Genomic DNA, 23,678 nt, shown 5'->3' on the forward strand with positions numbered 1-23,678 from the left:
AGGGGCCCTCAGGTCAGGGGAAGACGACCGTGCGGCTGCCGTTCAGCAGGATCCGGCGCTCCGCGTGCCACTTCACGGCCCGCGCCAGCGCCTGGCACTCCACGTCCCGGCCGATCGCGACCAGCTGGTCGGGGGTGACGCCGTGCCCGACGCGCTCGACCTCCTGCTCGATGATCGGGCCCTCGTCGAGGTCGGCCGTCACGTAGTGCGCGGTCGCGCCGATCAGCTTCACACCGCGGGCGTGCGCCTGGTGGTACGGCTTCGCGCCCTTGAAGCTCGGCAGGAAGGAGTGGTGGATGTTGATGATCCGCCCGCTGAGCTCCTTGCACAGGTCGTCCGAGAGGACCTGCATGTAGCGGGCGAGGACGACGAGCTCCACGTCGAGCGAGCGCACGACCTCAAGCATCCGGGCCTCGGCCTCGGGCTTGTTCTCCTTGGTCACCGGGATGTGGTGGAAGGGGATGTCGTACGAGGCGACGAGCTCGGCGAAGTCCGTGTGGTTGGAGACGACCGCGGCGATCTCCACGGGCAGCGCGCCGATCCGGGAACGGAACAGCAGGTCGTTAAGGCAGTGCCCGAACTTCGACACCAGCAGGACGACGCGCATCCGGTCCTCGGCGCGGTTGATCTGCCAGTCCATGTGGAAGGAGTCGCCGATCGCGGCGAAGCTCGCCCGCAGCTTGTCGACGGTCACCGGGGACTCGGCCGAGAAGTGGACGCGCATGAAGAACAGCCCGGTGTCGTGATCGCCGAACTGCTGGCTGTCCTCGATGTTGCAGCCGGTCATGAAGAGGTAGCTCGACACGGCGTGCACGATGCCCTGCTTGTCGGGGCACGAGAGGGTGAGGACGTACTGCTCAGCGGGGGCGGCGGGCGCGGTGGACTGCTCGTTCATGCGGCCAAGGTTCCCACAGCGGACACCGCCGACGGCAATCGTCCCGTCAGGCGGACCGTGTCAGGATCCGCAGCACTTCCAGCGTCTGCGGCTCCACGTCCGGGTCCTCCCCGTCGCCCGCGGCCAGCCGCACGTGCGCGTCGCGCGCCGCGTGGACCGCCTCGGGCCACCCCGGGTGCTCCAGATAGACGGAGACCAGCGCGTCGGGCCCGACCTCGTGCATGATCCGCAGCACCCTCAGCACGGCCGAGTCGACGAGGGCCGCCTCCTGCGGGTCCCGGAAGATCGTCCCCACGTACTTCTCCGCGGACCAGTTGTCCAGCCACGTGTCCTCGACGAGCCGGTACACGGCGTCGGTCACGTCCCCGTACTCCTCACGGCCCGCGAGCCAGCACTCACGCTGGAAGTGCGGGTCGGAGAGCATGTGCAGCGCCGAGCGCACGTTGCTGCGCCAGCGCCACCACGGCATGTCGTTGGTCGGCATGCCACCCATGGTGCTGGAGCGACGGCCGCGACGGGAAGAGTTCTCCGAACCTTGCACGGTCATCGATCGTACGTTCCCACCCGGCGCACGCGAACCGGACCCCGCCCGTTCACCTTCATGTCACTGTCCGTTGAGTACGAGTCACTCCACGGTTGGCCCCGCAACGGAATCGTGCAGGGACATGACCGGCTGGCGACGCACCTTCCTCCCCCGCCCCTCCCGATCCGCAGCGCTCTCGGCGGCCGCCGTGGCGGCGTGTGCGTCGCTGATATCCGGTTGCGGGGTCATCCCTGGAACCACGGGGGGTTCCGGGGACGACCCCATCACCGTCATGACCTGGGCCCCCGAGAAGACCAAGGCCACCAACAAGCCCGGCGTCCCCGCCATGGCGCAGGCCTACGCCCGCTGGGTCAACGCCCACGGCGGCCTCGGCGGCCGCGAGCTGAAGGTCCTCACCTGCAACGACCACAACGACCCGGTGGGCGCCGCCGAGTGCGCGCAGCAGGCGGTCGACAACGACGTGGTGGCGGTCGTCGGCGCGTACAGCCAGCACGGCCGCTCCTTCCTCGGCCCGCTCGAAGTCGCGGGCATCCCCTACATCGGCGGCTACGGCATCACCGACGACGAGTTCAGCAGCCCGCTCTCCTACCCCGTCAACGGCGGCGAGCCCGCCCTCCTCGCGGGCAACGGCCGCCAGCTCGCCGCCCGCTGCGACCGGGTCTCCCTCGTCCGCCCCGACACCCTCGCCGGGGACGAGCTGCCCAAGCTGCTCAACCAGGGCCTCGCCGACGGCCACCACAAGCCCGTCTCCGACATCCGCGCCCCCGAGGACGGCACCGACCTCACCCCGCAGGCGGAGCGGGCGCTGAAGGACGCGGGCGCCGGGAACGGCTGTGTGACGGCCGCGCTCGGGGCGCGCACGGACACGTTCTACGACTCGTTCCGGCGCACCAGGGCCGACTATCCGCCGGTCCGCATCTCCTCGGTGCTCGGCAGCGTCGACCAGTCCCTGATAGACCGCACCGGCGGCGCGAACGGCCCCTACGAAGGCGCGTACGTCACCGGCTGGTACCCGGCGGCGGGCGACGCCCGGTGGGACCGGATGCGGGACGTCATCCGCGAGCAGGCGTTCGGCGACAACCGGGTCGACCCCGCGGACGCGGGCGTGCAGACGACGTGGATCGCGTACACCGTCCTGAAGCAGGCCGTCGAGTCGCTCGACGGCGGCGAGGTGTCGTCCCGCACCCTGCGCCGCGCCCTCGACGGCGGCCTGCGGGTCGGGACCGGCGGCCTCACGCCGACGCTGAGCTGGCGCTTCGAGGACCTGCTCGCGGCCAGCGAGTTCCCGCGCCTGATCAACTCGGGCGTCACGTTCCAGACGGTGCGCGACGGGCGGCTCGTCCCGGCGCGCGAGGGCTTCGTGAACGTCGAGAAGACCCTGGAGCAGACGACCTAGTCCGTCAGAGCTGGGTCCTGTTGCGCTCGGTCAGGCCGTACTTCCGGGCGATCGCGTTCCAGTGGTTCGCGGCCTGCTCCTTGGCGGTGGTCGCCACGTTGCTCTGCTTGTTGCCCGCCGCGGCCTGCGGGGTGTTGCGGGCATGGCCCTTCCTGCAGCCCTTCTTGCCCGCCACCTGGTCCGCCCACGCGGCGTAGTGGTTGTCGGCCGCCGCGGAGGCCTTCCATGCCTTGTTGAGGGAGGCCGTCAGCTGGTCGTTGGCTGGCAGCTTGTCGACCTTCAGACCGGCGAGCCGGGTGACGAGGTCGTTGCGCTGCTTGGCGGCGCCGCGCAGGTCCTTCGCCGACTGGCTCAGGTTCTGGCACTTGCCCACGTTGCGTACGGCGGCGATGACCGCGTCACGGCTGTTGTTGCTGTCGGCGAGCAGCTTGTCCAGGGCGACGGCCTGGTCCTTGACGGGGTCGGCGGTCGGCGAGGGCCGCTCGTCGGGGTCGGATGAGGCGGAGACGGGCTTGCCGTCGTCCTTCTCGTCGTCGTCACCGCCGCCGGAGCTGAGGAGGGCGCCCGCGCCGATGCCGAGCAGGGCGATGCCGACGCCGACGGCGGCGATCAGCGGCACCTTCGAGCCGGTGCGGCTGCGGCGGCCCCCGCCGTGCCCGCCACCGACGGGCTCGGGGGCGGGAGCGGGTGCGGGCACCGGGCCCTGCTCCTGCACGAGGGGCATCTGCTGGGTCGAGGCGGGGCCTTCGGCCTCCGGCTCGGTGCGGAAGAGACTGTCGAACTCAGCGGGCGGCTGCCGGTCGCCGGGGGCGCCGGGGCGGATGCCGTAGGGGGCGGCGGCCGGTTCGGGCGGCGTGACGGGGCCTGCCGGAATGGGCGCGATGAACTGGGTGGGATCACTGTCGGACGTCGGCGCGGGCGTGCGGCCCAGGAACTGAGTGGCATCGGCGGCGGGAGCCTCGGGCGGCAGGGCTCCGGGCCCCACCGGAGGTATGTACTGCGTCGCTCCCTCGTCCCCGCCCGGGTTCGCGGGCACGGGAGGGATGTATTGGGTGGCGTCGCTGTCAGAAGGCGCTCCCGGCGCGGCGGCGGGCGGCAACGGCATGCCCTGCGAGGCGCCTGCGGCGGGCGGCAACGGCTGGGCGGCCCCCGCGGAAGATATCTGCTGGGCCCCTCCCCCCGCCTGCGGCGCGCCATGTCTCCCCTGCGACCGAGGCGACGCCGCGTGGACCCCGTGCCCCTGCTGCGCCCCGTACGCGCCCTGCCCCTGCGGGGCGGCATGCGCTCCGTACGACTGACCGGGCTGCGGCTGAGGCTGCGCCTGACTGGCGGGCTGGCCGTACGGGTCGGGCTGGGGGCTGGCGCCGGGCTGGTGGGCGGCTCCGGGCTGGGGGGCGCCTAGGGCGGGCTGGTGGGCGCCGGAAGTGGGCTGGTGGGCGCCGGATCCGAGCTGCTGGGCGCCAGGCCCTGACTGCGGGAAGCCGGGGCCGGGGTGCGGGGCGCCGAGGGCGGGCTGCTGGGCGCCGGGAGCGGGCTGGTGGGCGCCGGGGCCGGGCTGCAAGGCGCCGGGGCCGGACTGGGGGACGCCAGGGCCCGCCTGCGGGTAGCCGTAGCCGGGCTGCGAGGCACCGGCTCCAGGCTGCTGGACGCCGGGGCCGTGCGGCGGGACGCCGGGGCCCGACTGCGGGAAGCCGTACCCCTGCTGCGGGGCGCCCTGGCCGGGCTGCTGGCCACCGGGGCCCTGCTGCGGGACACCTTGGCCGGGCTGCTGGCCGCCGTAGCCGGGCTGCGAGGCATCGGCGCCGGGCTGCTGCGCGCCGTATCCGAGCTGCTGGGCGCCGGGACCTGACTGCGGGAAGCCGTACCCCTGCTGCGGGGCGCCCTGGCCGGGCTGCTGGCCACCGGGGCCCTGCTGCGGGACACCCTGGCCGAACTGCTGGCCGCCCAGGCCGGGCTGCGCGTCGGCGCCAGGCTGCTGGGCGCCGGGGCCGTGCGGCGGGATGCCGGGGCCCGGCTGCGGGAAGCCGTAACCCGGCTGCGGGACGCCCTGGCCGGGCTGCGGGGTGTCAGGGCCCGGCTGCGAGTAGCCGTATCCGGACTGCGAGGCGTCGGCGCCGGGCTGCGGGATGCCAGGGCCCGCCTGCGGGTAGCCGTAGCCGGGCTGGGGGGCGCCGTGACCGGGCTGCGGGGCGCCGTAGCCGGGCTGGGGGCCCGCGGTCTGGCCCTGTGGGGCGTCGTACGAGGGGGTGCCCTCCGGGGGGAGGGGCTGGGCGGTCCAGTCCTGGCCCTGGCCGGGTGGGGGCGGGCCCGCGGACTCGGGGCCCCAGGGCTCGCCCCACGGGCTGCCGCCCGCCGGGGCGGTGTGCCGGCCCGCGGTGCCGGGGAACAGCGGCTCACTGCCGTCCGCGGGCAGCACGACGCCCTCGTGGGCGGGCCGCTGCTGCTGCGGATCGGAAGAAGCAGCGCCCTGACCGCTCTGCTGCGTCACCGGGACTCCTACACCTGGGGGGACCTACGGAACCGTCGGGTCACGCTACCGGGTCGCCACATCCCTCTGCCACGCAGCTCAGAACGCCGCTCTCCACTCGGTGTCCGCAGTAACAAAACCTCCCTGTCAGACGCTGTTCTGGGGCACACCACGGGGGGCACGGCCCATTTCTCACGCCGCCTGGACGTCGAGGCGCGCCCCGAACTCCCGTACGACCGACTCTTCCCGGTAGGGCTCGAGGCGCTCCTGGAAGTCCTCCAGATACTCCGCGCCGCGGTTCGACCGCAGCGTGCCGAGGAGTTCGACGGCCTTCAGGCCCGTGTGGCAGGCCTGTTCCACCTCGCGCCGCTGCACCTGCGCCGTGGCCAGCAGCACCAGGCCGATCGCCCGCCGCCGCGCCCGCGTCTCCGGGTGCCCGTCCAAGGACTCCTGAGCGCTGCGCGCCGCCGCGTCGGCCTGCCCCAAGTCCCGGTGACAATGCGCCATTTCATCGGCCAGATACGCGTGGTCGAAGTGCCGGATCCACACCGGGTCGTCCCCTGAATCACCCGCTCCGGACGCCCGGTCCATCGCCTCGACCGCACGCCCCGCCACGACCTGCGTGGCACGCACATCGCCGAGCAGCGCGTGCCCGCGCGCCTCGGCGGCGTAGAACATCGCCTCCGCGCGGGGCGTGACCCTCCCGCGCGTGCCCTCCTGGGCGGCCCGCGCCAACTGCGCGATCTCGCGCGGGTTCCCGAGCTGCGCGGCGAGGTGACTCATCGATGCCGCCAGTACGTACCCTCCGTACCCCCGGTCGCCCGCCGCCTGGGCCAGCCGGAGCGCCTGGATGTAGTAGCGCTGGGCGAGGCCCGGCTGCCCCGTGTCGACCGCCATGTACCCGGCCAGCTCCGTCAACCGGGCCACCGCGGCGAAGAGTTCGCGCCCAACCGCCTCCCGGTAGGAACCCGCGAGCAGCCCGGAGACCACCGAGTTGAGGTAGTGCACGACGACCGGCCGCACATGACCGCTGCCGAACTGGTGGTCGAGCTGGGTCAGCGCCTCCGTCATCGCCTTGACCGCCGCCACGTCCGACATCCCGACGCGCGGCCCCGCGGCCCTGCCGACCTGCGAGTCCGGCGACGAGATCAGCCAGTCGCGGCTGGGCTCGACGAGCGCGGACGCGGCCACGGACGACCCGGAGAGGAAGTCACGGCGGCCCACGTCGCTGCGCCACAGCTCGCACACCTGCTCGATCGCGCCGAGCACGGTCGGCGAGAACTGCAGTCCGACGCCGGAGGCGAGGTTCTTGCCGTTCGCCATGCCGATCTCGTCGATGGTGACGGTACGGCCCAGCTTGCGGCCGAGCGCCTCCGCGATGATGCCTGGCGCCCGCCCGCGCGGCTGCTGCCCGCGCAGCCAGCGGGCCACGGACGTCTTGTCGTAGCGCAGGTCGAGGCCGTGCTCCGCACCACACATGTTGACCCTGCGGGCCAGTCCGGCGTTGGAACAGCCGGCTTCCTGGATGAGCGCCTGCAGCCGTTCATTGGGCTGTCGCGCGACGAGAGGCCTGGCGGCCATGGCGTACCCCCTGTGTGCACCGTGGACCATCGGAACGGACGGCCGCCGTGGACCGCCTCACGATGATCAATGCCCTTGGGCCAAGGCGAAGATGCGCCACAAAAGAAGCAAAAGAAGCCATAAAGAACGACAAGTGCCAAACTGTACGATCCTGACAGTTCTGACGGTCCTTACGGTCCGAACCGTACGGACCTGTCGATCCCCGGGCTTCCTCCCAGGCGTCCTCCGATTGCCCGTCACGTGGCTACCCGCACCCGGCAGTCAATCCTCCCGCGCGCCCCCACCCATGCACCCATGCGCCCCACTCGCAGGATCGATGCTCCTCCCCCGCCCTCGCGTGCGCCCGTAACCCGAGGTGGCACCGGGAGTTGAGAACTCCGTGGAAGAGACCATCGGAGTCACGTCAGCCGCGCAGATCCCGAAGCAGCGCGGAGAGGCCTTGCTCGACACGGCCGTGCGGTATGCGGAAGAGCGTCACTGGGACGTGTTCCCCGGGACCTGGCTTGAGTCCTTCGAGGGCGTCGAACAGTGCTCGTGCGGGGACACCGCGTGCGACGCGCCCGGCGCACACCCCGCCCGCGAGGACTGGGCCACCCAGGCCACCGGCAGCGCGACCGTGGCCCGGCGGCTCTGGCAGAAACAGCCCAAGGCGTCGATCCTGCTGCCCACCGGACGCACGTTCGACGCGATCGACGTGCCCGAGACCGCCGGTTTCCTCGCGCTCGCCCGCATGGAGCGGATGGAGCTCACCCTCGGCCCCGTGACCTGCACGCCCGACCGCCGCATGCAGTTCTTCGTGCTCCCCGGCGCCACGGCCAAGGTCCCCGACCTCGTGCGCAAGCTGGGCTGGCCGCCCGCCGCCATCGACCTGATCGCCCTCGGCGAGGGCGCCTACGTCGCCGGGCCCCCGACCCGCTTCGGAGCCATCGGCGCCGTCCAGTGGGCCTGCCGCCCCACCGCCGCCAACCGCTGGCTGCCGGACGCCGAGGAGATCATCTCGCCGCTGGCCTACGCATGCGGCAGGGAAGCCCGCCGCTGAGCCACTGACCTCCCCGGGGGCCGCAGCCGACGTATCGTGCGGACACGGCGTACACCGCGAACAGGGCGGGCTCAGCGGAGGGCGGCACGGTGACGGAAGCGACGGCGGTACGGATCCAGGGGCTCTGGAAGCGGTTCGGTGAGCAGGTCGCCGTCGCCGGGATCGACCTGAGCCTGCCCGCGGGCAAGTTCATCGGCCTGGTCGGTCCCAACGGCGCGGGGAAGACGACCACCCTCTCCATGGTCACCGGCCTGCTCCGGCCCGACCAGGGCACCGTCGAGGTCGTCGGCCACGACGTGTGGCGCGACCCCGTCGAGGTCAAGTCCCGCATCGGCGTACTCCCCGAGGGCCTGCGCCTCTTCGAGCGGCTCTCGGGGCGCGAACTCCTCGCGTACACCGGAAGGCTGCGCGGGCTGCCCGGCGCCGAGGTCGACAAGCGCGCCACCCAGCTCCTGGACGTTCTCGACCTCGCGGGCGCCCAGCACAAACTGGTCGTCGACTACTCGACCGGCATGCGCAAGAAGACCGGCCTGGCCGCGGCCCTGCTCCACAACCCGGAAGTCCTCTTCCTGGACGAGCCGTTCGAGGGCGTGGACCCCGTCTCCGCCCAGACCATCCGCGGCGTCCTGGAGCGCTACACCGCCTCCGGCGCCACCGTCGTCTTCTCCTCGCACGTCATGGAGCTCGTCGAATCCCTCTGCGACTGGGTCGCCGTCATGGCCGCGGGCCGCATCCGCGCGCACGGCACCCTCGCGGAGGTGCGGGGCGCGGCGCCCTCCCTGCAGCAGGCGTTCCTCGAACTCGTCGGCGCGCACGGCCGCGGCACGGGATCCGACCTCGACTGGCTGGGCGGCGGCCCCCGATGACCACGGCGCACACCACCACAGACCCGGCGATCACGCCCGTCATCGTCCGCCTGAAGCTGTCCCTCCTGCGCAACGGCCTGCGCCAGTCGACGGGCCGCCGCACCGCCTACATCGCGTCCGTCACCGTCGCGCTCCTCTTCGCCGCGCTCCAGCTCCTCGGCCTCATCGCGCTGCGCGGCAACACCCACGCCGCGACCGTCTGCGTCCTGCTCGTCGGGGTGCTCGCCCTCGGCTGGGCGGTCATGCCGCTGTTCTTCCCGAGCGGCGACGAGACCCTCGACCCGACGCGCCTGGTGATGCTGCCACTGCGCCCCCGCCCGCTCGTACGGGCGCTGCTCGTCGCCTCCCTGGTGGGCATCGGGCCCCTGTTCACGCTCTGCCTCGCGGCCGGGGCGGCGATCGCGCTGGCCCACGGCGCGGCGGCGGCCGTCACCGGCGTCCTCGCGGTCGCCCTCACGCTCCTCGTCTGCGTGGCGCTGGCCCGCGCCGTCGCCGCCGCCAACATCCGCCTCCTGACCAGCCGCAAGGGGCGCGACCTCGCCGTCCTCAGCGGCCTGGTCATCGCGGTCGGCGCGCAGGTCGTCAACTTCGGCGCGCAGAAACTCGGTTCGTCCGGCCTCTCCACGCTCGACCCGGCGGCGGACGTCGTGCGCTGGATCCCGCCGTCCGCGGCGCTCGGCGCGGTGGACTCGGTCAGCGAGGGCGAGTACGCGACGGCGGCGGCCCAACTGACTCTGACCGCCGCGGCCCTCCTCTCCCTCCTCGCCCTCTGGCAGCACAGCCTGACCCGCCTGATGACGACGCCGGACGGCTCCACGCTCGCGGCCGCCGAACCGGACAAGGGCACCTCCCGCACGTCGGGCGCCCTCGGCGGACTGCTGCCCGCGGGCCGCACCGGCACGGTCATGGAACGCAGCCTGCGCTACGTCTGGCGGGACCCGAAGACCAAGGCGGCCTGGGTCACGTCCCTCGCCATCGGCCTGATCGTGCCGCTCTTCAACGCCTTGCAGGGCACCGGATCCGTCTACTTCGCGTGCTTCGCGGCGGGGATGCTCGGGGTCCTCATGTACAACCAGTTCGGCCAGGACACCTCGGCGTTCTGGATGGTGGCGATGACGATCTCGTCGACGCGCGACGCATACGTGGAGCTGCGCGGCCGAGCCCTGGCACTCCTCCTGATCACCCTCCCGTACGCCGCACTGGTCACGATCCTGACGACCGCACTGCTAGACGACTGGCCAGCCCTGCCCGAGGTCCTGGGTCTCTCCTTCGCCCTGCTCGGCGCGATGCTGGCCACGGGCGCCTGGTCATCGGCCCGCTTCCCCTACTCCATCCCGCAGGAGGGCTACAAGAACGTGGCCCCCGGCCAGGCGGGCCTCGCCTGGATCTCCATCTTCGGCGGCATGGTCGCGGCGGCGCTGCTGTGCGCCCCCGTCCTGGCCCTCACGATCTGGCTGCACGCCTCGGGCGCGACCTCGTGGACCTGGCTGCTGCTTCCCCTGGGCACGGTCTACGGCGCGACGATCACGGAACTGGGCATGCGCCTGGCGGCGCCGCGCCTGGCCCGGCGCCTGCCGGAAATCCTCACGGCGGTCAGCAAGGCCTGAAGTCGGCACACCTCGTACCCATGACGGGCCTGGAACGCAGGCGACCCGCGAGCCTGGTTCCCTGCCGCCCCGGGGCGGAGGGAGCCGGCCGGACGTACCGGCGGCTCGCGGGTCGGGTGACTGCTTGGGTTTGGGCCGGCTGCACGCTCGTCTCACGTGCCGGCCAGGCACCGCACTGGGTGTGGTGGCAGGCCGCTAGCCCGCAGCCACCTCTCGCGTCCGCAATGAAATCACTGCCGGATCACCTCCTTTCTTCGAGTGATAGACACCTTAGGAAGGGGCGAGGAGCGGCTCAACCGATTTTCTGGGTACGCGATCGCACAACGATTTCTCTCCAACTTCCGGGAACTTCCTGTGGGCTGCGTCACGTTCCAGTTGAATGATCTGACATGCGGTACGGGCAGATCGCGCAGCTCATGCAGTACAGGCAGCTCATGAGGACGAGGACACGGCCTGTAGGGGGTTCCACGTGAGTGCTTCGCGGCAGAGCGGAACTACTGACGAACTGGGTCCTGAAGAACCCGAGCCCGGTGGGGCCGAGTTGCTCGCGGCGCTGCTCGACGGAATGGACGCCGCGCTCTGCGCGTTCGACGCCGACGGCGTGGTGACGCACTGGAACCGCGAGGCCGAGCGGATCCTCGGCTGGACGGCGGCGGAGGCCGTCGGGCGGCGCGGGTTCACCGGGTGGGCCGTGCGGGCCGCCGATGCCAGGGAGGTCGAGGAGCGGCTGCAGTCCGCGATGGACGCGCCGGGGCGGCAGGTGCACGAGTTCGCGCTGGTGACCAAGGACGGCGGACGGGTCCTTGTGCGGATGCAGTCGTCGTCCGTGCGGGGCGGGGACGGCAAGTCGTCGGGGGTGTACTGCGCCTTCAGCGAGGTGCACGCGCAGATCGACCTGGAGCGGTCCATCGCCCTGAGCGAGGCGCTGTTCGAGACCGCGTCGTGGGGCGTGGTGCTCGTCGACGCGGACCTCAGGCCCGCCGTCGTGAACGAACACGCCGCCCGCGCCTTCGGGGTGGGCCGCAGCGCCGTCCTCGGGCGGCCGCTGGCCGATCTGCTCGGGCAGGGCGTCGAGGAGCTGGAGAGCGCGCTGACGCACGTACTGGCCGAGGGGACGCCGCCCGCACCCGCCGAGCTGTGGGTGACGGTGCGGGCCTCCGGCGGTGCGGAGGACGGGGACGAGCGGCGGTGCTGGCGCAGCGGCTTCCTGCGCCTTGCCTCGCCGCTCGCGGAGGAGCCCGTGCCGCTGGGCGTCGGCTGGCTGTTCCTCGACGTCACCGAGGCCAAGCAGACCGAGCAGCTGGCGTCGCAGCTGCGGTTCCGCTCCCAGCAGTTGCACCGGGCGGCGCGGGCCACCGCGGAGTGCGAGGACCCGACGGAGGCGGCGACGGTCCAGCTGGACTTCGCGCTCGCCGGGTTCGCCGACCACGCCTTGGTGGATCTGCTCGCGGGCGAGAATCCCGTACGTCTGGTCCGCATCGCCGCGACACCGGCGGGCCCGCCCGGCCCCTGCCGTCCCGTCGCCACGGCGGGCGTCCCCGTCCGCTACCCCGAGGGGCATCCCGCGCCGCAGAGCGTGGACCGGGTCGGCTCCGTGCGGGCCAGTGCGGGGGCGGGGGCTTCGGTGGAGCGGGTGCGGGAGTGGGCTGCGGTTCGTCAGTGGCCCGATGACTCGGTGCACGCTCTCTGTGTCGTCCTGCGGAGCAGGGGGCGCACGCTGGGCGTGGTGACGTTTCTCCGGGGGGCGGGGCGAGGACAGTTCGACCGCTCCGACGCGACGTACGCGGAAAGTGTCGCATCCCGCGTCGCCACGTCCCTGGACCTCTCCCAGGCCCTCTCTCCCTAGGCCTCGGGTGGGCCCCGTTGCCCTGCGACGCCCCGCAAGCTAGGAACCTCAAGCCCGCCGCTCCGCGGCGGATGCCTCCCACCCACCCACCCGTTTGCCCCGCGACGTCCAGCGGGAGTAGGGGCCCGGGGTTGCCCCGCCGTGGGCAGGGCGGGGGTGGGTGGGAGACCCCCGCAGCCGTCAGCAGGGTCAACAGCCGGGCCCGGGGCAACGCCCGCCGGGCCGCAGCCGCGGACGAGACGGGAGGGGACGCGGGGGTATGTGCGCACGGAGCACCGAGCCGAACCTGACAGCCAGAAGGTCTTCAGGCGTGGCGTAGGGATAGCGAGTACGTACATACCCCCGCGGCCCCGCACCCACAAGCAGACAACAGGCGCACCGCCCAAGGCGCCCCCGCCAGCCTACGTCGCGTGGAGTGCCAGGGTCGGGGACAAGCGGGCCGCCCGTACCGCGGGGTACAGGCCCGCCACCGTGCCGATCGCCAGCGTTGCTCCGAAGCCGCCCGCCATGGCCCATGGCGGGACCACCCACGGAAGGTCGCCGGAGAGTGCGTACGCCGCCGTCGCGGCCGCGCCCAGTGCTACGCCCGCCGCGCCGCCCAGGCCCGACAGCATCAGGGACTCCGTCACGAACTGGATGCGGATCTGGCCGCGGGTCGCGCCCAGGGAACGGCGCAGGCCGATCTCGTAGCGGCGCTCCAGGACCGAGATGATCATGGTGTTGGCGACCCCGACCCCTCCCACGAGCAGCGCGATCCCGCCCAGGCCGAGCAGGAGCGTGGAGAACGCGCCCTCCGTCGCCGCCTTCGCCTGGAGCGCCGACGACGGGTCCGTGACCTGGACGTTGCGCGGGTTCTCCGGGTCGATCGACGCGGCGAGGAGCTTGCGGACGCTGTTGACGGAGGCGTCGGTGGAGCGTTCGTACACCGACGTCGGGTGCCCGTCGAAGCCGAGGAGGTCCTTCGACGCGTCCCAGCCGGTCAGCGCCGACCGCTCGACGTCGGGCGCGAGCGGCAGCGGGTCGAGGATGCCGATGACGGTGAAGTAGCGGTCGTCGATCCAGACCTGCTGGCCGGGGGACGTGATGCCGAGGCGTTTCGCCGCCACGTGGCCCAGGACCACCGACGGATAGCGGCTGTTCGCCGCGTTGAACCAGCTGCCGTGCGCCATCCCGCCCCGCAGCACCTTCAACAACCCCTCCGTGGACGCCTTCACCGAGATGCCGCCGGTCTCGTCCTCGGGGATCTTCTCGCTGCGCCGCACGGACCGTTCGAGGTCACCGGTCGCGCCGACGTTCTCGACCCCGTCGACCCGCCCGACCCGCCCCGCCGCATCGCGCGGCAGCTTCACCTCCTCGCCGGAGAACATCGCCTCCCCCGGCGACGCAACCAGCATGTTCGTACCCAAGGCGTCCAGTTCACGCATGAGTTGGGCCTTGCTGGAGGACGAGATGCCCACCACCGCAACCATCGTCGCGATACCTATGGCGATGCCGAGCGCGGACAGGACCACCCGCACCGGTCGGCTCCGCAGCCCCGCGGAGCCGACGTGCAGGACATCGCGCGGCCCGAGCCGCGCCGCCTTCAGATTCCCGCGGCGCCCGCGCCGCGTCTTCGCCCGCTCCCCCGCCGTCACGCCGCGACCCCCGCCGCCCGCGTGTCCGCGACGACCTGCCCGTCCCTGATCCGCACCTGCCGAGGCAGCCGCTCGGCGATTTCCGTGTCGTGGGTGATGACGGCGATGGTCGAGCCCTCCGCGTTGAGGTCGTGCAGCAGGGCCATGACGGCCTCGCCGGATTCGGAGTCGAGCGCGCCGGTCGGCTCGTCCGCCAGGAGCAGGTCGGGTTCGCCGACGACCGCGCGGGCGATGGCGACGCGCTGTTTCTGGCCGCCGGAGAGTTCGTGGGGGCGGTGTTTCATGCGGTCGGCGAGGCCGACGCGTTCCAGGGCGTACGCGGCCCTGCGGCGCCGTTCGGCGCGCGAGAGGCCGGAGTACAGCAGGCCCTCGGCGACGTTGTCGCGGGCGCTGATGCCGGGGACGAGGTGGAACGCCTGGAAGACGAAGCCGATGTGCCGGGCGCGCAGCGCGGAGAGGCTGCGGTCGCCGAGCGTGGCGATGTCGTGCCCGGCGATGGCGACGGAGCCCGCGGTGGGCCGGTCCAGGGTGCCCACGATGTGCAGGAGCGTCGACTTGCCGGAGCCGGAAGGGCCGACGATGGCGAGGAGTTCACCGGAGCCGACGCTCAGGTCGACACCACGGAGGGCGGCGACCCCGCCCGGATACTCCTTGGTGACGCCGGACAGTTCGACGACGGTGGGAGCCGCGCTGATCGGCGTAGAAGAGTCGTTCATGCCTTCGGCACCCCGACCTTCGCACCCTCCCGCAGCCCCCCGCCGCTCACCTCGACCCTGCCCTGCCCGAACATGCCGAGCTCGACCTTGACGTCACGGGTGCGGCCGCCCTCGACGACCTGGACGCCGAAGCCGCCGCCGGGCAGCGCGAGGAGCGCGTTGACGGGGACGGAGAGGACGTTCTCGCGGGTCTGGCCGGTGAGGTTCACGGTGACCGGCGACTGGTCGAAGCCATCGACCTTGCCGGGGTCGTCGAAGGTGACGGTGACGGGGATCTTGGGGGTCTTGTCGTTGGGGTCGTCGCCGGGCTTGGCGGTCTTGCCGACGGAGGCGACCTTGCCCTTGGCGGTCGTGCCGTCCGGGAGCGTGACGGTGACCTTGGTGCCCTTCTTCGCCGAGCCGCCCTCCGCGACGTCGAGTTGGATGCGTACGACCCGTTCGGAGCCGGTCGTCGAGAGGACGGGCTTGCCCGGCGCGACCTGGTCGCCGACCGTCGAGCCCGCGGACTTCACGCGGACCGCGGACGGCTGGAAGGAGATCTGGTCGGGGCCGACGCGACCGGTCTGCTTGCGGTCGTGGGCCTTCTGCCACTGCTTGACCGCGGCCGCGGTGCCGTCGGTGTACGTGTTGTCGACGGCGAGCCCGGCGCCGTAACCGAGGGCGACGAGGTTCTCTTCGAGCTGGCGTACGTCGTTGCCCTTGTCGCCCGTCTTCAGCGTGCGGTACATGGGCTCGGTGCCGTACATGAGGCGGACGGGGGTGCCGTTGACCTCGTAGAGCCGCCCGTCGCGTCCGATGGTGGAGCCGGACTCCGCGGACCAGGTGAGCGTGCCGGTCGTACCGGCGTTGACCTTGCGTTCCTTGGCGTAGCCGAGGGTGCCGTCGACCTGGGTGCCGCTGCTGAGTTCGCCGCGCTCGACGGCCGCGGTGGCGGGCGGCAGACCTGCGTCGCGCCGGTGGGATTCCTGCTCGCCGCCCACGTCGGCGAGGGCGCTGACGGCTATCCCGCCGCCGGTGACGGCGAGCAGGGCGACGACCGTGGCGACGACGGCGGTGCGGCGCCTCACTTGACGATGCCCTTGCACGCCTCGGCGGCCTTCTCCATCTTCTTGGCCTCGGCACCCTTGGGCATGGGCTGGGCCTGCATGGCTCCGCCGTCGAACTTCGGGTCCGGCATGTCGAAGCCGTTCTTGCGCATGCACTGGGCGTACTTGAGCATCTTGTCCTTGTCGGCCTGCGAGACGCCGCCGCCCTTGGAACCGCCGCCCATGCCGCACTTCTTCATGGCGGCCTCCATCTTCTCCTTGCTCATGTCGCCGCCGATGGTGATGCCGCGGCCGTCCTCGCCGGACTTCGGCTCGGGCACCTTGAGGCCGTTCTTGCGCAGGCACTCACGCTCCTTGAACGCCTTGTCGGCGTCCGCCCCCTTGCCGCCGTCGGCGCTGTCCGACGAGCCGGACCCGGAGTCCGAACCCGAGTCCGAGCCGGACGAGCAGGCGCCTGCGAACAGGGCGAGCGCGGCGAAGACCGACGCGAAGGCCACTGAGCGGGTACGGGCGGTCGGGCGGGTCGGACGGGTCGTGCGGGCGGTCCTCATTCGGCTTCCCCTTCACATGCGGCGTGCGTGACGCCGTGGCGTGCGTGACGCGCTCAGGCTGGCGGGGAGCGGGGTTTCGTTTCTCTCAACGGAGACGCTTACACCGGCGAAAGGTCACTCTCGGGTACACAGGGCGGCATGCGCGTACTGCTGGTGGAGGACGAGGAATTCCTGGCCGAGATGATCGCCGACGGGCTGCGCCGTGCCGCGCTCGCCGTCGACGTCGCCGCCGACGGCCTCACCGCGCTGCGGAAACTGCAGCTCGGGGAGTACGACGTGCTGATCCTCGACCGCGATCTGCCGGGCGTGCACGGCGACGAGGTGTGCCGCAGGGTCGTCGAGCAGCGCTTGCTGACCCGGGTCCTGATGCTGACGGCGTCGGGCACGGTGCGTGACCGCGTGGCGGGTCTGGGGCTCGGCGCGGACGACTATCTGACCAAGCCGTTCGCGTACGACGAGCTGCTGGCCCGCGTCCTCGCGCTGGGCCGCCGTGCCCGGCCCGCGCTGCCGCCGGTGATCGAACAGGCCGGTCTCGTCCTGGACACCGCGCGCCGCCAGGCCAGCAGGGACGGACGTCATCTGGCGCTGTCCCGCAAGGAGTTCGCGGTCCTGGAGGCCCTGCTGCGGGCGGACGGCGCGGTGGTCAGCGGCGAGGACCTGATCGAACAGGTCTGGGAGGAGGACACCAGCTACCGCACCAACGCGGTCCGCGTCACCCTCTCCAAGCTCCGCGCGAAGCTGGGCGAGCCGCCGGTGGTGGAGACGGTGCCGGGGGCCGGATACCGGATCGCGGGGCAGTCCCTGTGAGCGCGGTCCCTGTGAGCGGGCGGACACCCCCGCGCATGCGGATGAGCAGCGAGCGGGCCCGGCTGACCTCCCTGTACGGCGGGTTGCTGGTGCTGGCGGGGGCGCTGCTGACCGGGCTCGTGTATCTGCTCGTGCAGCAGGGGCTGTATACGTCGATCAGCTCGGCGGTGACCACCGCGGTGCCCCGGGATCCGCGTCCGCCGTGGCGGTCCGTGCCGACTCCGGCGGCGTCGGCGGTGCCCGCCCGGCGGGTCGAGGGCATGCCGCTGGACCTGGACGAGGGCCTCGCCGTCACGAAGATCAGCGATCTGGCGGGCGAGGCGGCGCTCAACCGCCTGCTGACGGTCTCGGTGATCGTCTTCACCGTGTACGCCGTCCTGTCGATCGCCCTCGCCTGGTGGATGGCGGGCCGGGTGCTGCGCCCGGTCGCGGTGATCACCGGCATCGCGCGACGGCTCTCGGGGGCCAATCTGCACGAGCGGATCGCGCTGGACGCGCCGCCGGGCGAGCTGAAGCGCCTCGCGGACACCTTCGACGAGATGCTGGACCGGATAGAGCGGCTGGTCGGCGCGCAGCAGCGGTTCGCGGCCAACGCGGCGCACGAGCTGCGCACGCCGCTGGCCGTGCAGCGGGCGGCCGCCGAGATCGGTCTCGCGGGGAGCCCGGACGCGGACCGGGTGGCGATGATCCGTACGAAGCTGATCTCCGTGGCCGACGACAGCGAGCACCTCGTCGAGGGTCTGCTGCTGCTCGCCGACTCGGAGCAGGGCCTTGAGCGGCGCGAGCCCGTCGCGGTGGACGTCCTGGCGCACGCCGTCGCGGAAGGGCTCGCGGAGGAGGCGGCCGGGCGCGGGGTCGCGGTGTCCGTGCGGGCCGAGCCGCTGACCGTGGAGGGCGACGGCGTGCTGCTCGACCGGCTGGTGCACAACCTGGTGGCGAACGCGGTGCGCTACAACGTCGAGGACGGCCGGGTGGCCGTGCGCACCTCGTCGGACGGCTTCCTGGAGGTGGCGAACACCGGCCCCGAGGTCCCCGCGGACACGGTCCCGCACCTCTTCGAGCCCTTCCGGCGGCTGCAGGAACGTACGCATGCGAAGGGCGAGGGGGCGGGCCTCGGCCTGTCGATCGTGTCGGCGATCGCGCGGGCGCACGGGGCGGAGGTGACGGCGGAGGCGAACGGGGCGGGCGGGGGCCTGACGGTCCGCGTCGCCTTCGCCCGGGAACCGGCCCCGTAGGACGGGACCCGGCCCCGTGAGACGGCACCCGGCCCCGTGAGACGGCACCCGGCCCCGTGCGGCACTCAGTGCCGGTAGAAGATGCGGTCCCCGTACTCCTGGAAGACCCGCCCGTTCCAGTCGTGCCCGCCGTCCACGTTCCCCGACCTCAGGAGGGGCGGCTGGATGCCGCGCTCGGCGAGCTTCTCGACCGCCGCGGCCGTCATCGCCTGCATCAGCGCGTTGGTGACGACGCTCGACGCGGGCCCGAACGGAGCATCGACGCCGTCGAGGGAGAGCTCCGCGTCGCCGACCGCGATCTTGGAGTCGACCACCACGTCGCAGTGGTCCTTCAGGAAGGTGCCTGAGACGTGCCGGGAGCGCGTCTCCGTCGCGTACGCCACCGATGTCACGCCGATGACCTTCAGGCCGAGGGCGCGGGCGTTCATCGCCATCTCCACCGGCAGCGAGTTCCGCCCGGAGAGCGAGATGATCACCAGTACGTCGCCGGGGCGGGCCGGTGAGGAGTCGAGGACGGCGCCCGCGAGGCCGTCGACCCGCTCCAGGGCGGAGCCCAGCGTGGCGGGCATCACGTCCACGCCGACCACTCCGGGCACGGCGAGGAGGTTGACGAGGGCGAGGCCCCCCGCGCGGTAGACGACGTCCTGCGCGGCGAGGGAGGAGTGCCCGGCGCCGAAGGCGAAGAGCCGCCCGCCGGACTCGACGGCGTCGGCCAGCAGCGTGCCCGCGTCGGCCACGCTCCCGGATTCCTCGTCGCGGACCTTCTGGAGCAGTCCGATCGCGGCGTCGAAGTACCGACCTGCTGTTTTGCTCTCGCTCTTCGAGCTCATTCGCATCACGTTGCGGTCTGGACCAGCGCCCTGTCAACACCGTCTCAGGCCGGTACTGGGCGGGAATTCCACCGGCGCGGCACGGTTGTCAGTGGTATGCGTCAGAATTGAGGGCAGGGCCAGCGCACGAGCGAATTCTGAGGGGCACCCATGTCGGGGCTGATTGACACCACTGAGATGTATTTGCGCACCATCCTCGAGCTGGAGGAGGAAGGTGTGGTCCCCATGCGCGCCCGGATCGCGGAGCGGCTCGACCAGAGCGGACCGACGGTGAGCCAGACCGTGGCGCGCATGGAGCGCGACGGCCTGGTGGCGGTCGCGAGCGACCGTCACCTGGAGCTCACCGAGGAGGGCCGCCGCCTGGCCACGCGCGTGATGCGCAAGCACCGCCTGGCGGAGTGCCTGCTCGTCGACGTGATCGGGCTGGAGTGGGAGCAGGTGCACGCCGAGGCGTGCCGCTGGGAGCACGTGATGAGCGAGGCGGTGGAGCGCCGCGTCCTGGAGCTCCTGCGCCATCCCACCGAGTCTCCGTACGGCAACCCGATCCCGGGCCTGGAGGAGCTGGGCGAGAAGGACGGCGCGGACCCGTTCCTGGACGAGGGCATGGTCTCCCTGACGGAGCTCGACCCGGGCTCCGAGGGCAAGACGGTCGTGGTGCGCCGCATCGGCGAGCCGATCCAGACGGACGCCCAGCTGATGTACACACTGCGGCGGGCCGGTGTGCAGCCGGGCTCCGTGGTGAGCGTGACGGAGTCCGCGGGTGGCGTCCTGGTGGGGAGCAGCGGCGAGGCCGCCGAGCTGACCGCCGACGTCGCGTCGCACGTCTTCGTCGCCAAGCGCTGAACCGGGGCGGTTCGGCACGCCACCGGGTGCGTTCGGTGCACTGAGGTCAACTCCCGTTGCTGGAGAGGAAGTTGACGGGCCTCCGCGATCTCTGTGAGTTCTTGCGGAGTCCAAGATTCAGTGTGCGGAATCGCAGCGGCCGAGCGTTTTGCGTGCCAGGCTGTCGCGAGAGGCATATGACCTGAGGACTCTCGATCATGTCGGCGCCAGGTCTGGCCCGACGGCCGGGGAGGGGGCTGGAGGATGTGCCCGTCCGGTGAGCGCGAACGCCCGCCCGGCGAGCGCCTGAGCGCGCCCCGCCGCCGGGACGGACAAGGCGACGGACAAGGCGAGGGCCCCGGCGCTCAAGAGCGCCGGGGCCTGTCCTCCCCTGTGCTGACCCGGAGCCCCGAGCTCCCAGGGTCATTCCCCACGGGCCGGTTTCCCCGAGCGGCCCGCCTCCCGCTGAAGATCTCCCCTCGGCCGCGGCAGTCAATCCTTGAGCGTGGTCACCCGAACGAGGGGTGTTACCGGCGAACCGGCCGCTTTCGAAAACAGGTTCGATAGCGTGCGGGGGTGTGGAGCAGGACCAGGCGTGAAACCCGGGCGGAACCAAGGGGGGTGCCAGGAATCATGGTGCGGCGCATCGACGTGACGGGCGCGGGCGGCGTACGCCTCGCCGCCTGGGAGTACGCCGACCCTCCCAAGCTCAGGGAGGCCGAGGGGTCCTCCGGAGGGGTGCTGTTACTGCACGGCCTGATGGGCCGCGCCTCCCACTGGACGGGCACCGCCCGCTGGCTGTCCGAGCGGCACCGCGCGGTCGCCCTCGACCAGCGCGGCCACGGCAGGAGCGAGAAGCCCGCCGACGGCCCCTACAGCCGCGATGCCTACGTGGACGACGCCGAGGCCGCCCTCGTCCAGCTCGACCTCGCGCCCGCCGTCCTCATCGGCCACTCCATGGGCGCGCTCACCGCCTGGCAGCTCGCCGCGCGCCGCCCCGACCTCGTCCGGGGCCTGATCATCTGCGACATGCGGGCCTCCGCGCTCGGCGGGGCCTCCCAGCGCGAGTGGGAGGACTGGTTCAAGTCCTGGCCCGTGCCGTTCGCGACGCTCGCCGACGTGCGCAAGTGGTTCGGCGAGGACGACCCCTGGGTGGAGCGTCCCAACCCCGCGCGCGGGGAGTTCTTCGCCGAGGTGATGGCGGAGGGCCCCGACGGCTGGCGGCCCGTCTTCGACCGCGCCCAGATGCTCCGCTCCCGCGAGACGTGGGTGCACGACGCGCACTGGGAGGAGCTGATCCAGGTCCGCTGCCCCGCACTCGTCGTGCGCGGCCAGGACGGCGAGCTCGGCCGGGCCGAGTCCCAGGAGATGGTCCGCGTCCTGCCCCGCGGGGAGTACGCGGAGGTGGCCGACGCGGGGCATCTTGTGCACTATGACCAGCCTGCGGCGTGGCGGGCCGCCGTCGAACCGTTTCTGGACGGGGTCCTGACGGGGTGACTTGGCGCTCTGTGCGTGGGGCGCCGTCTGATCGTGGCCTCCGGCCCGCTCGTCCTCAATCGCCGGACGGGCTCACATGTCCTGCCTGCGCCGGGCAGGGTGATCACACAGGCTCTAAGGGCTCAGGCGTTCCACCCGCCAGCCCTGGTCCGCCTCCTCACGCACGTACCTCAAGCGGTCGTGCAAGCGGTCCGCTCTGCCCTGCCAGAATTCGACCGATTGCGGACGGACCCGGAAGCCGCCCCAGTGCGGGGGCACCGGGACCTGCTCGCCCTCGGGGTAGCGCGCCGCCAGGTCGGCGTACGCGCGGTCGAGTTCCGCGCGTGAGGTGAGCACGGAGGACTGGGCGCTGGCCCAGGCGCCCAGTTGGGAGCCGTGCGGGCGGGTGCGGAAGTAGGCGACCGTCTCCTCGCGGCCGACGCGCTCCGCCGTGCCCGAGACGATCACCTGACGGGCCACCGCGTGCCAGGGGAAGAGCAGCGAGACGTACGGGTTGGTGTCGAGCTCACGGGCCTTGCGGGACTCGTAGTTGGTGAAGAAGACGAAGCCCCGCTCGTCGAAGCCCTTCAGGAGCACCGTGCGGGAGCTGGGGCGGCCCGCCGCGTCGGCCGTGGAGACGACCATGGCGTTCGGCTCGTGGACGGCGTCCCCGTCGCGTGCCGCCTCCTTGAACCAGAGCGCGAACTGGTCCATGGGCGCGGCCGGCAGCTCGGTTTCGGACAGCCCGCCGGTGGCGTACTGCTCACGCATCTCAGCCGGTTCCGGAAGAGGGACACTGGAGTCGGTCACGCGGTCATCTTGCCGTATTTGCCACGGCCACAGGGGCTTCCGAGGGGGCGCACCGGCCCACGGAGAGGTGACGTGTGGCACTGAGTGCCGCATGCCATCGCCAAAGGTGGCACCAACAGATATCGTCCTGCTGCCGCATCGGTTGGGTGACCACCAGCCTCACGGGGCATCACCGGGAAGACCGTTCCGGACCGCGAGTCGCCGGATTCGCCGCGCATCGGCGGACACGACCGTGGAACCGGACCGGAAACGCCCACTTTTGACACATGGTCATGAGCTGATCGCAATCCCATCTCTCGCAACCATCATGTCGAACACATCTTGAGGAGCCGCCTGATGTCCGACTTCGTACCTGGCCTTGAAGGAGTCGTCGCGTTCGAGACGGAGATCGCCGAACCGGACAAGGAAGGCGGCGCGCTCCGCTACCGCGGCGTCGACATCGAGGACCTGGTCGGCCACGTCTCCTTCGGAAACGTGTGGGGCCTGCTCGTCGACGGTGCCTTCGACCCCGGTCTGCCGCCCGCCGAGCCGTTCCCGATCCCGGTGCACTCCGGCGACATCCGCGTCGACGTCCAGTCCGCCCTCGCCATGCTCGCGCCCGTCTGGGGCCTGCGGCCGCTGCTCGACATCAGCGAGGAGCGCGCCCGCGAGGACCTGGCGCGGGCCGCCGTCATGGCGCTCTCCTACGTTGCCCAGTCGGCCCGCGGACAGGGCCTGCCGATGGTCCCGCAGCGGGAGATCGACAAGGCGGGGACGGTCGTCGAGCGGTTCATGAAGCGGTGGCGCGGAGAGCCCGATCCCAAGCACGTGCAGGCCGTCGACGCGTACTGGACGTCGGCCGCCGAGCACGGCATGAACGCCTCCACGTTCACCGCCCGCGTCATCGCCTCCACCGGCGCGGACGTCGCGGCGGCGCTGAGCGGGGCCGTGGGCGCGATGTCCGGGCCGCTGCACGGCGGCGCCCCGTCCCGGGTCCTCGGCATGATCGAGGAGATCGAGCGCACGGGTGACGCGGTGGCGTACGTGAAGCAGGCGCTGGACAAGGGCGAGCGGCTGATGGGCTTCGGGCACCGGGTGTACCGGGCCGAGGACCCGCGGGCCCGGGTGCTCCGCCGTACCGCCCGTGAGCTGGGGGCGCCGCGCTTCGAGGTCGCGGAGGCGCTGGAGAAGGCGGCCCTCGACGAGCTGCACGCCCGTCGGCCCGACCGCGTCCTCGCCACGAACGTGGAGTTCTGGGCGGCGATCGTCCTCGACTTCGCGGAGGTACCGGCGCACATGTTCACGTCGATGTTCACGTGTGCGCGGACCGCGGGGTGGTCGGCGCACATCCTGGAGCAGAAGCGGACGGGGCGGCTCGTCCGGCCCTCGGCCCGTTACATCGGCCCCGGCAGCCGATCCCCGCAGGCCATCGAGGGCTACGGCGAGATCGCGCGCTGAGGCCCTGGTGCGCTGACGTCTCGGGGCTCTGCCCCGGCCCCCGCTCCTCAATCGCTGGAGGGGCTTGCATAGC

Annotated in this window: 20 protein-coding genes; 10 read left to right on the forward strand and 10 right to left on the reverse strand. The window is 72.3% G+C overall.

Annotation, left to right across the window (positions count from 1 at the left end):
* Positions 1-13 precede the first annotated feature (13 nt).
* Positions 14-895: a formyltetrahydrofolate deformylase gene (purU, locus tag AC068B_RS17795; RefSeq protein ID WP_478672470.1), complete on the reverse strand. Its 882-nt coding sequence runs from the start codon at positions 893-895 to the stop codon at positions 14-16.
* A 46-nt stretch (positions 896-941) separates the two neighbouring features.
* Positions 942-1,442 carry an SCO4402 family protein gene (locus AC068B_RS17800; RefSeq protein ID WP_478672471.1) on the reverse strand — a complete coding sequence of 167 codons (501 nt, stop codon included), beginning with the start codon at positions 1,440-1,442 and terminating at the stop codon, positions 942-944.
* A 118-nt stretch (positions 1,443-1,560) separates the two neighbouring features.
* Between AC068B_RS17800 and AC068B_RS17805 the strand changes: the two genes are divergently transcribed.
* Positions 1,561-2,835 (forward strand): ABC transporter substrate-binding protein, encoded by a 1,275-nt coding sequence (locus AC068B_RS17805; RefSeq protein ID WP_478672473.1) that lies wholly within the window; start codon positions 1,561-1,563, stop codon positions 2,833-2,835.
* 4 nt (positions 2,836-2,839) lie between these two features.
* Here AC068B_RS17805 and AC068B_RS17810 read toward each other — a convergent pair whose 3' ends face one another.
* Together AC068B_RS17810 and AC068B_RS17815 are read right to left on the reverse strand one after the other, a co-directional pair.
* Positions 2,840-5,323 (reverse strand): hypothetical protein, encoded by a 2,484-nt coding sequence (locus AC068B_RS17810; RefSeq protein ID WP_478672474.1) that lies wholly within the window; start codon positions 5,321-5,323, stop codon positions 2,840-2,842.
* A 171-nt stretch (positions 5,324-5,494) separates the two neighbouring features.
* A complete protein-coding gene (locus tag AC068B_RS17815) occupies positions 5,495-6,883 on the reverse strand; it encodes a transcriptional regulator (RefSeq protein WP_478672475.1) in 1,389 nt (462 codons plus the stop codon).
* A 379-nt stretch (positions 6,884-7,262) separates the two neighbouring features.
* Here AC068B_RS17815 and AC068B_RS17820 point away from each other — a divergent pair, with 379 nt between their 5' ends.
* From AC068B_RS17820 to AC068B_RS17835, 4 genes are all read left to right on the forward strand, one after another.
* Positions 7,263-7,922 (forward strand): bifunctional DNA primase/polymerase, encoded by a 660-nt coding sequence (locus tag AC068B_RS17820; protein ID WP_478672476.1) that lies wholly within the window; start codon positions 7,263-7,265, stop codon positions 7,920-7,922.
* A gap of 89 nt (positions 7,923-8,011) precedes the next feature.
* A complete protein-coding gene (locus AC068B_RS17825; protein WP_478672477.1) occupies positions 8,012-8,788 on the forward strand; it encodes an ABC transporter ATP-binding protein in 777 nt (258 codons plus the stop codon).
* Positions 8,785-10,395 (forward strand): transporter, encoded by a 1,611-nt coding sequence (locus tag AC068B_RS17830; RefSeq protein WP_478672478.1) that lies wholly within the window; start codon positions 8,785-8,787, stop codon positions 10,393-10,395. The genes AC068B_RS17825 and AC068B_RS17830 overlap by 4 nt, the downstream gene beginning before the upstream one ends.
* A 469-nt stretch (positions 10,396-10,864) precedes the next feature.
* Positions 10,865-12,241 carry a PAS domain-containing protein gene (locus AC068B_RS17835; RefSeq protein ID WP_478672479.1) on the forward strand — a complete coding sequence of 459 codons (1,377 nt, stop codon included), beginning with the start codon at positions 10,865-10,867 and terminating at the stop codon, positions 12,239-12,241.
* Between the two features lie 401 nt (positions 12,242-12,642).
* Here the strand turns inward: AC068B_RS17835 and AC068B_RS17840 are convergent, their stop codons facing one another.
* Genes AC068B_RS17840 through AC068B_RS17855 form a run of 4 tightly spaced genes read right to left on the reverse strand, consistent with a single transcriptional unit; the run spans position 12,643 to position 16,188 of the window.
* Positions 12,643-13,875, reverse strand: a complete 1,233-nt coding sequence (locus tag AC068B_RS17840; RefSeq protein WP_478672480.1) for an ABC transporter permease — start codon at positions 13,873-13,875, stop codon at positions 12,643-12,645.
* Positions 13,872-14,591: an ABC transporter ATP-binding protein gene (locus AC068B_RS17845; protein WP_478672482.1), complete on the reverse strand. Its 720-nt coding sequence runs from the start codon at positions 14,589-14,591 to the stop codon at positions 13,872-13,874. Before AC068B_RS17845 ends, AC068B_RS17840 begins: the two co-directional genes overlap by 4 nt.
* Positions 14,588-15,658, reverse strand: a complete 1,071-nt coding sequence (locus AC068B_RS17850) for a peptidoglycan-binding protein (RefSeq protein WP_478672483.1) — start codon at positions 15,656-15,658, stop codon at positions 14,588-14,590. Before AC068B_RS17850 ends, AC068B_RS17845 begins: the two co-directional genes overlap by 4 nt.
* Positions 15,655-16,188 (reverse strand): hypothetical protein, encoded by a 534-nt coding sequence (locus AC068B_RS17855; RefSeq protein WP_478672484.1) that lies wholly within the window; start codon positions 16,186-16,188, stop codon positions 15,655-15,657. The genes AC068B_RS17850 and AC068B_RS17855 overlap by 4 nt, the downstream gene beginning before the upstream one ends.
* 138 nt (positions 16,189-16,326) lie before the next feature.
* Here AC068B_RS17855 and AC068B_RS17860 point away from each other — a divergent pair, with 138 nt between their 5' ends.
* Positions 16,327-16,995: a response regulator transcription factor gene (locus tag AC068B_RS17860; protein WP_478672485.1), complete on the forward strand. Its 669-nt coding sequence runs from the start codon at positions 16,327-16,329 to the stop codon at positions 16,993-16,995.
* Positions 16,996-17,036: 41 nt separating this feature from the next.
* The gene (locus AC068B_RS17865; protein WP_478672726.1) at positions 17,037-18,230 is read left to right on the forward strand and encodes a sensor histidine kinase; all 1,194 of its coding nucleotides are present in this window, start codon (positions 17,037-17,039) and stop codon (positions 18,228-18,230) included.
* 65 nt (positions 18,231-18,295) lie between these two features.
* Here the strand turns inward: AC068B_RS17865 and AC068B_RS17870 are convergent, their stop codons facing one another.
* Positions 18,296-19,060: an SIS domain-containing protein gene (locus AC068B_RS17870; protein WP_478672487.1), complete on the reverse strand. Its 765-nt coding sequence runs from the start codon at positions 19,058-19,060 to the stop codon at positions 18,296-18,298.
* Between the two features lie 150 nt (positions 19,061-19,210).
* Between AC068B_RS17870 and AC068B_RS17875 the strand changes: the two genes are divergently transcribed.
* On the forward strand, positions 19,211-19,903 hold the full coding sequence (locus AC068B_RS17875; RefSeq protein ID WP_356268287.1) for an iron-dependent transcriptional repressor DtxR: 693 nt from the start codon (positions 19,211-19,213) through the stop codon (positions 19,901-19,903).
* 612 nt (positions 19,904-20,515) lie between these two features.
* Positions 20,516-21,379, forward strand: a complete 864-nt coding sequence (locus tag AC068B_RS17880; RefSeq protein ID WP_478672488.1) for an alpha/beta fold hydrolase — start codon at positions 20,516-20,518, stop codon at positions 21,377-21,379.
* A 114-nt stretch (positions 21,380-21,493) separates the two neighbouring features.
* Here the strand turns inward: AC068B_RS17880 and pdxH are convergent, their stop codons facing one another.
* A complete protein-coding gene (gene pdxH, locus AC068B_RS17885) occupies positions 21,494-22,129 on the reverse strand; it encodes a pyridoxamine 5'-phosphate oxidase (RefSeq protein WP_478672727.1) in 636 nt (211 codons plus the stop codon).
* A gap of 375 nt (positions 22,130-22,504) precedes the next feature.
* Between pdxH and AC068B_RS17890 the strand changes: the two genes are divergently transcribed.
* Positions 22,505-23,605: a citrate synthase 2 gene (locus AC068B_RS17890; protein ID WP_478672490.1), complete on the forward strand. Its 1,101-nt coding sequence runs from the start codon at positions 22,505-22,507 to the stop codon at positions 23,603-23,605.
* Positions 23,606-23,678 lie beyond the last annotated feature (73 nt).

Source organism: Streptomyces sp. NPDC042371 (assembly GCF_056437465.1).

Bases quoted from the DNA above. Each gene is read 5' to 3' on its own strand.
- AC068B_RS17855 (WP_478672484.1), bottom strand. From the start codon at position 16,188: ATGAGGACCGCCCGCACGACCCGTCCGACCCGCCCGACCGCCCGTACC.
- AC068B_RS17805 (WP_478672473.1), top strand. From the start codon at position 1,561: ATGACCGGCTGGCGACGCACCTTCCTCCCCCGCCCCTCCCGATCCGCA.
- purU (WP_478672470.1), bottom strand. From the start codon at position 895: ATGAACGAGCAGTCCACCGCGCCCGCCGCCCCCGCTGAGCAGTACGTC.
- AC068B_RS17815 (WP_478672475.1), bottom strand. From the start codon at position 6,883: ATGGCCGCCAGGCCTCTCGTCGCGCGACAGCCCAATGAACGGCTGCAG.
- AC068B_RS17830 (WP_478672478.1), top strand. From the start codon at position 8,785: ATGACCACGGCGCACACCACCACAGACCCGGCGATCACGCCCGTCATC.
- AC068B_RS17890 (WP_478672490.1), top strand. From the start codon at position 22,505: ATGTCCGACTTCGTACCTGGCCTTGAAGGAGTCGTCGCGTTCGAGACG.
- AC068B_RS17870 (WP_478672487.1), bottom strand. From the start codon at position 19,060: ATGAGCTCGAAGAGCGAGAGCAAAACAGCAGGTCGGTACTTCGACGCC.
- pdxH (WP_478672727.1), bottom strand. From the start codon at position 22,129: ATGCGTGAGCAGTACGCCACCGGCGGGCTGTCCGAAACCGAGCTGCCG.
- AC068B_RS17880 (WP_478672488.1), top strand. From the start codon at position 20,516: ATGGTGCGGCGCATCGACGTGACGGGCGCGGGCGGCGTACGCCTCGCC.
- AC068B_RS17860 (WP_478672485.1), top strand. From the start codon at position 16,327: ATGCGCGTACTGCTGGTGGAGGACGAGGAATTCCTGGCCGAGATGATC.
- AC068B_RS17865 (WP_478672726.1), top strand. From the start codon at position 17,037: ATGAGCAGCGAGCGGGCCCGGCTGACCTCCCTGTACGGCGGGTTGCTG.
- AC068B_RS17845 (WP_478672482.1), bottom strand. From the start codon at position 14,591: ATGAACGACTCTTCTACGCCGATCAGCGCGGCTCCCACCGTCGTCGAA.
- AC068B_RS17800 (WP_478672471.1), bottom strand. From the start codon at position 1,442: ATGACCGTGCAAGGTTCGGAGAACTCTTCCCGTCGCGGCCGTCGCTCC.
- AC068B_RS17875 (WP_356268287.1), top strand. From the start codon at position 19,211: ATGTCGGGGCTGATTGACACCACTGAGATGTATTTGCGCACCATCCTC.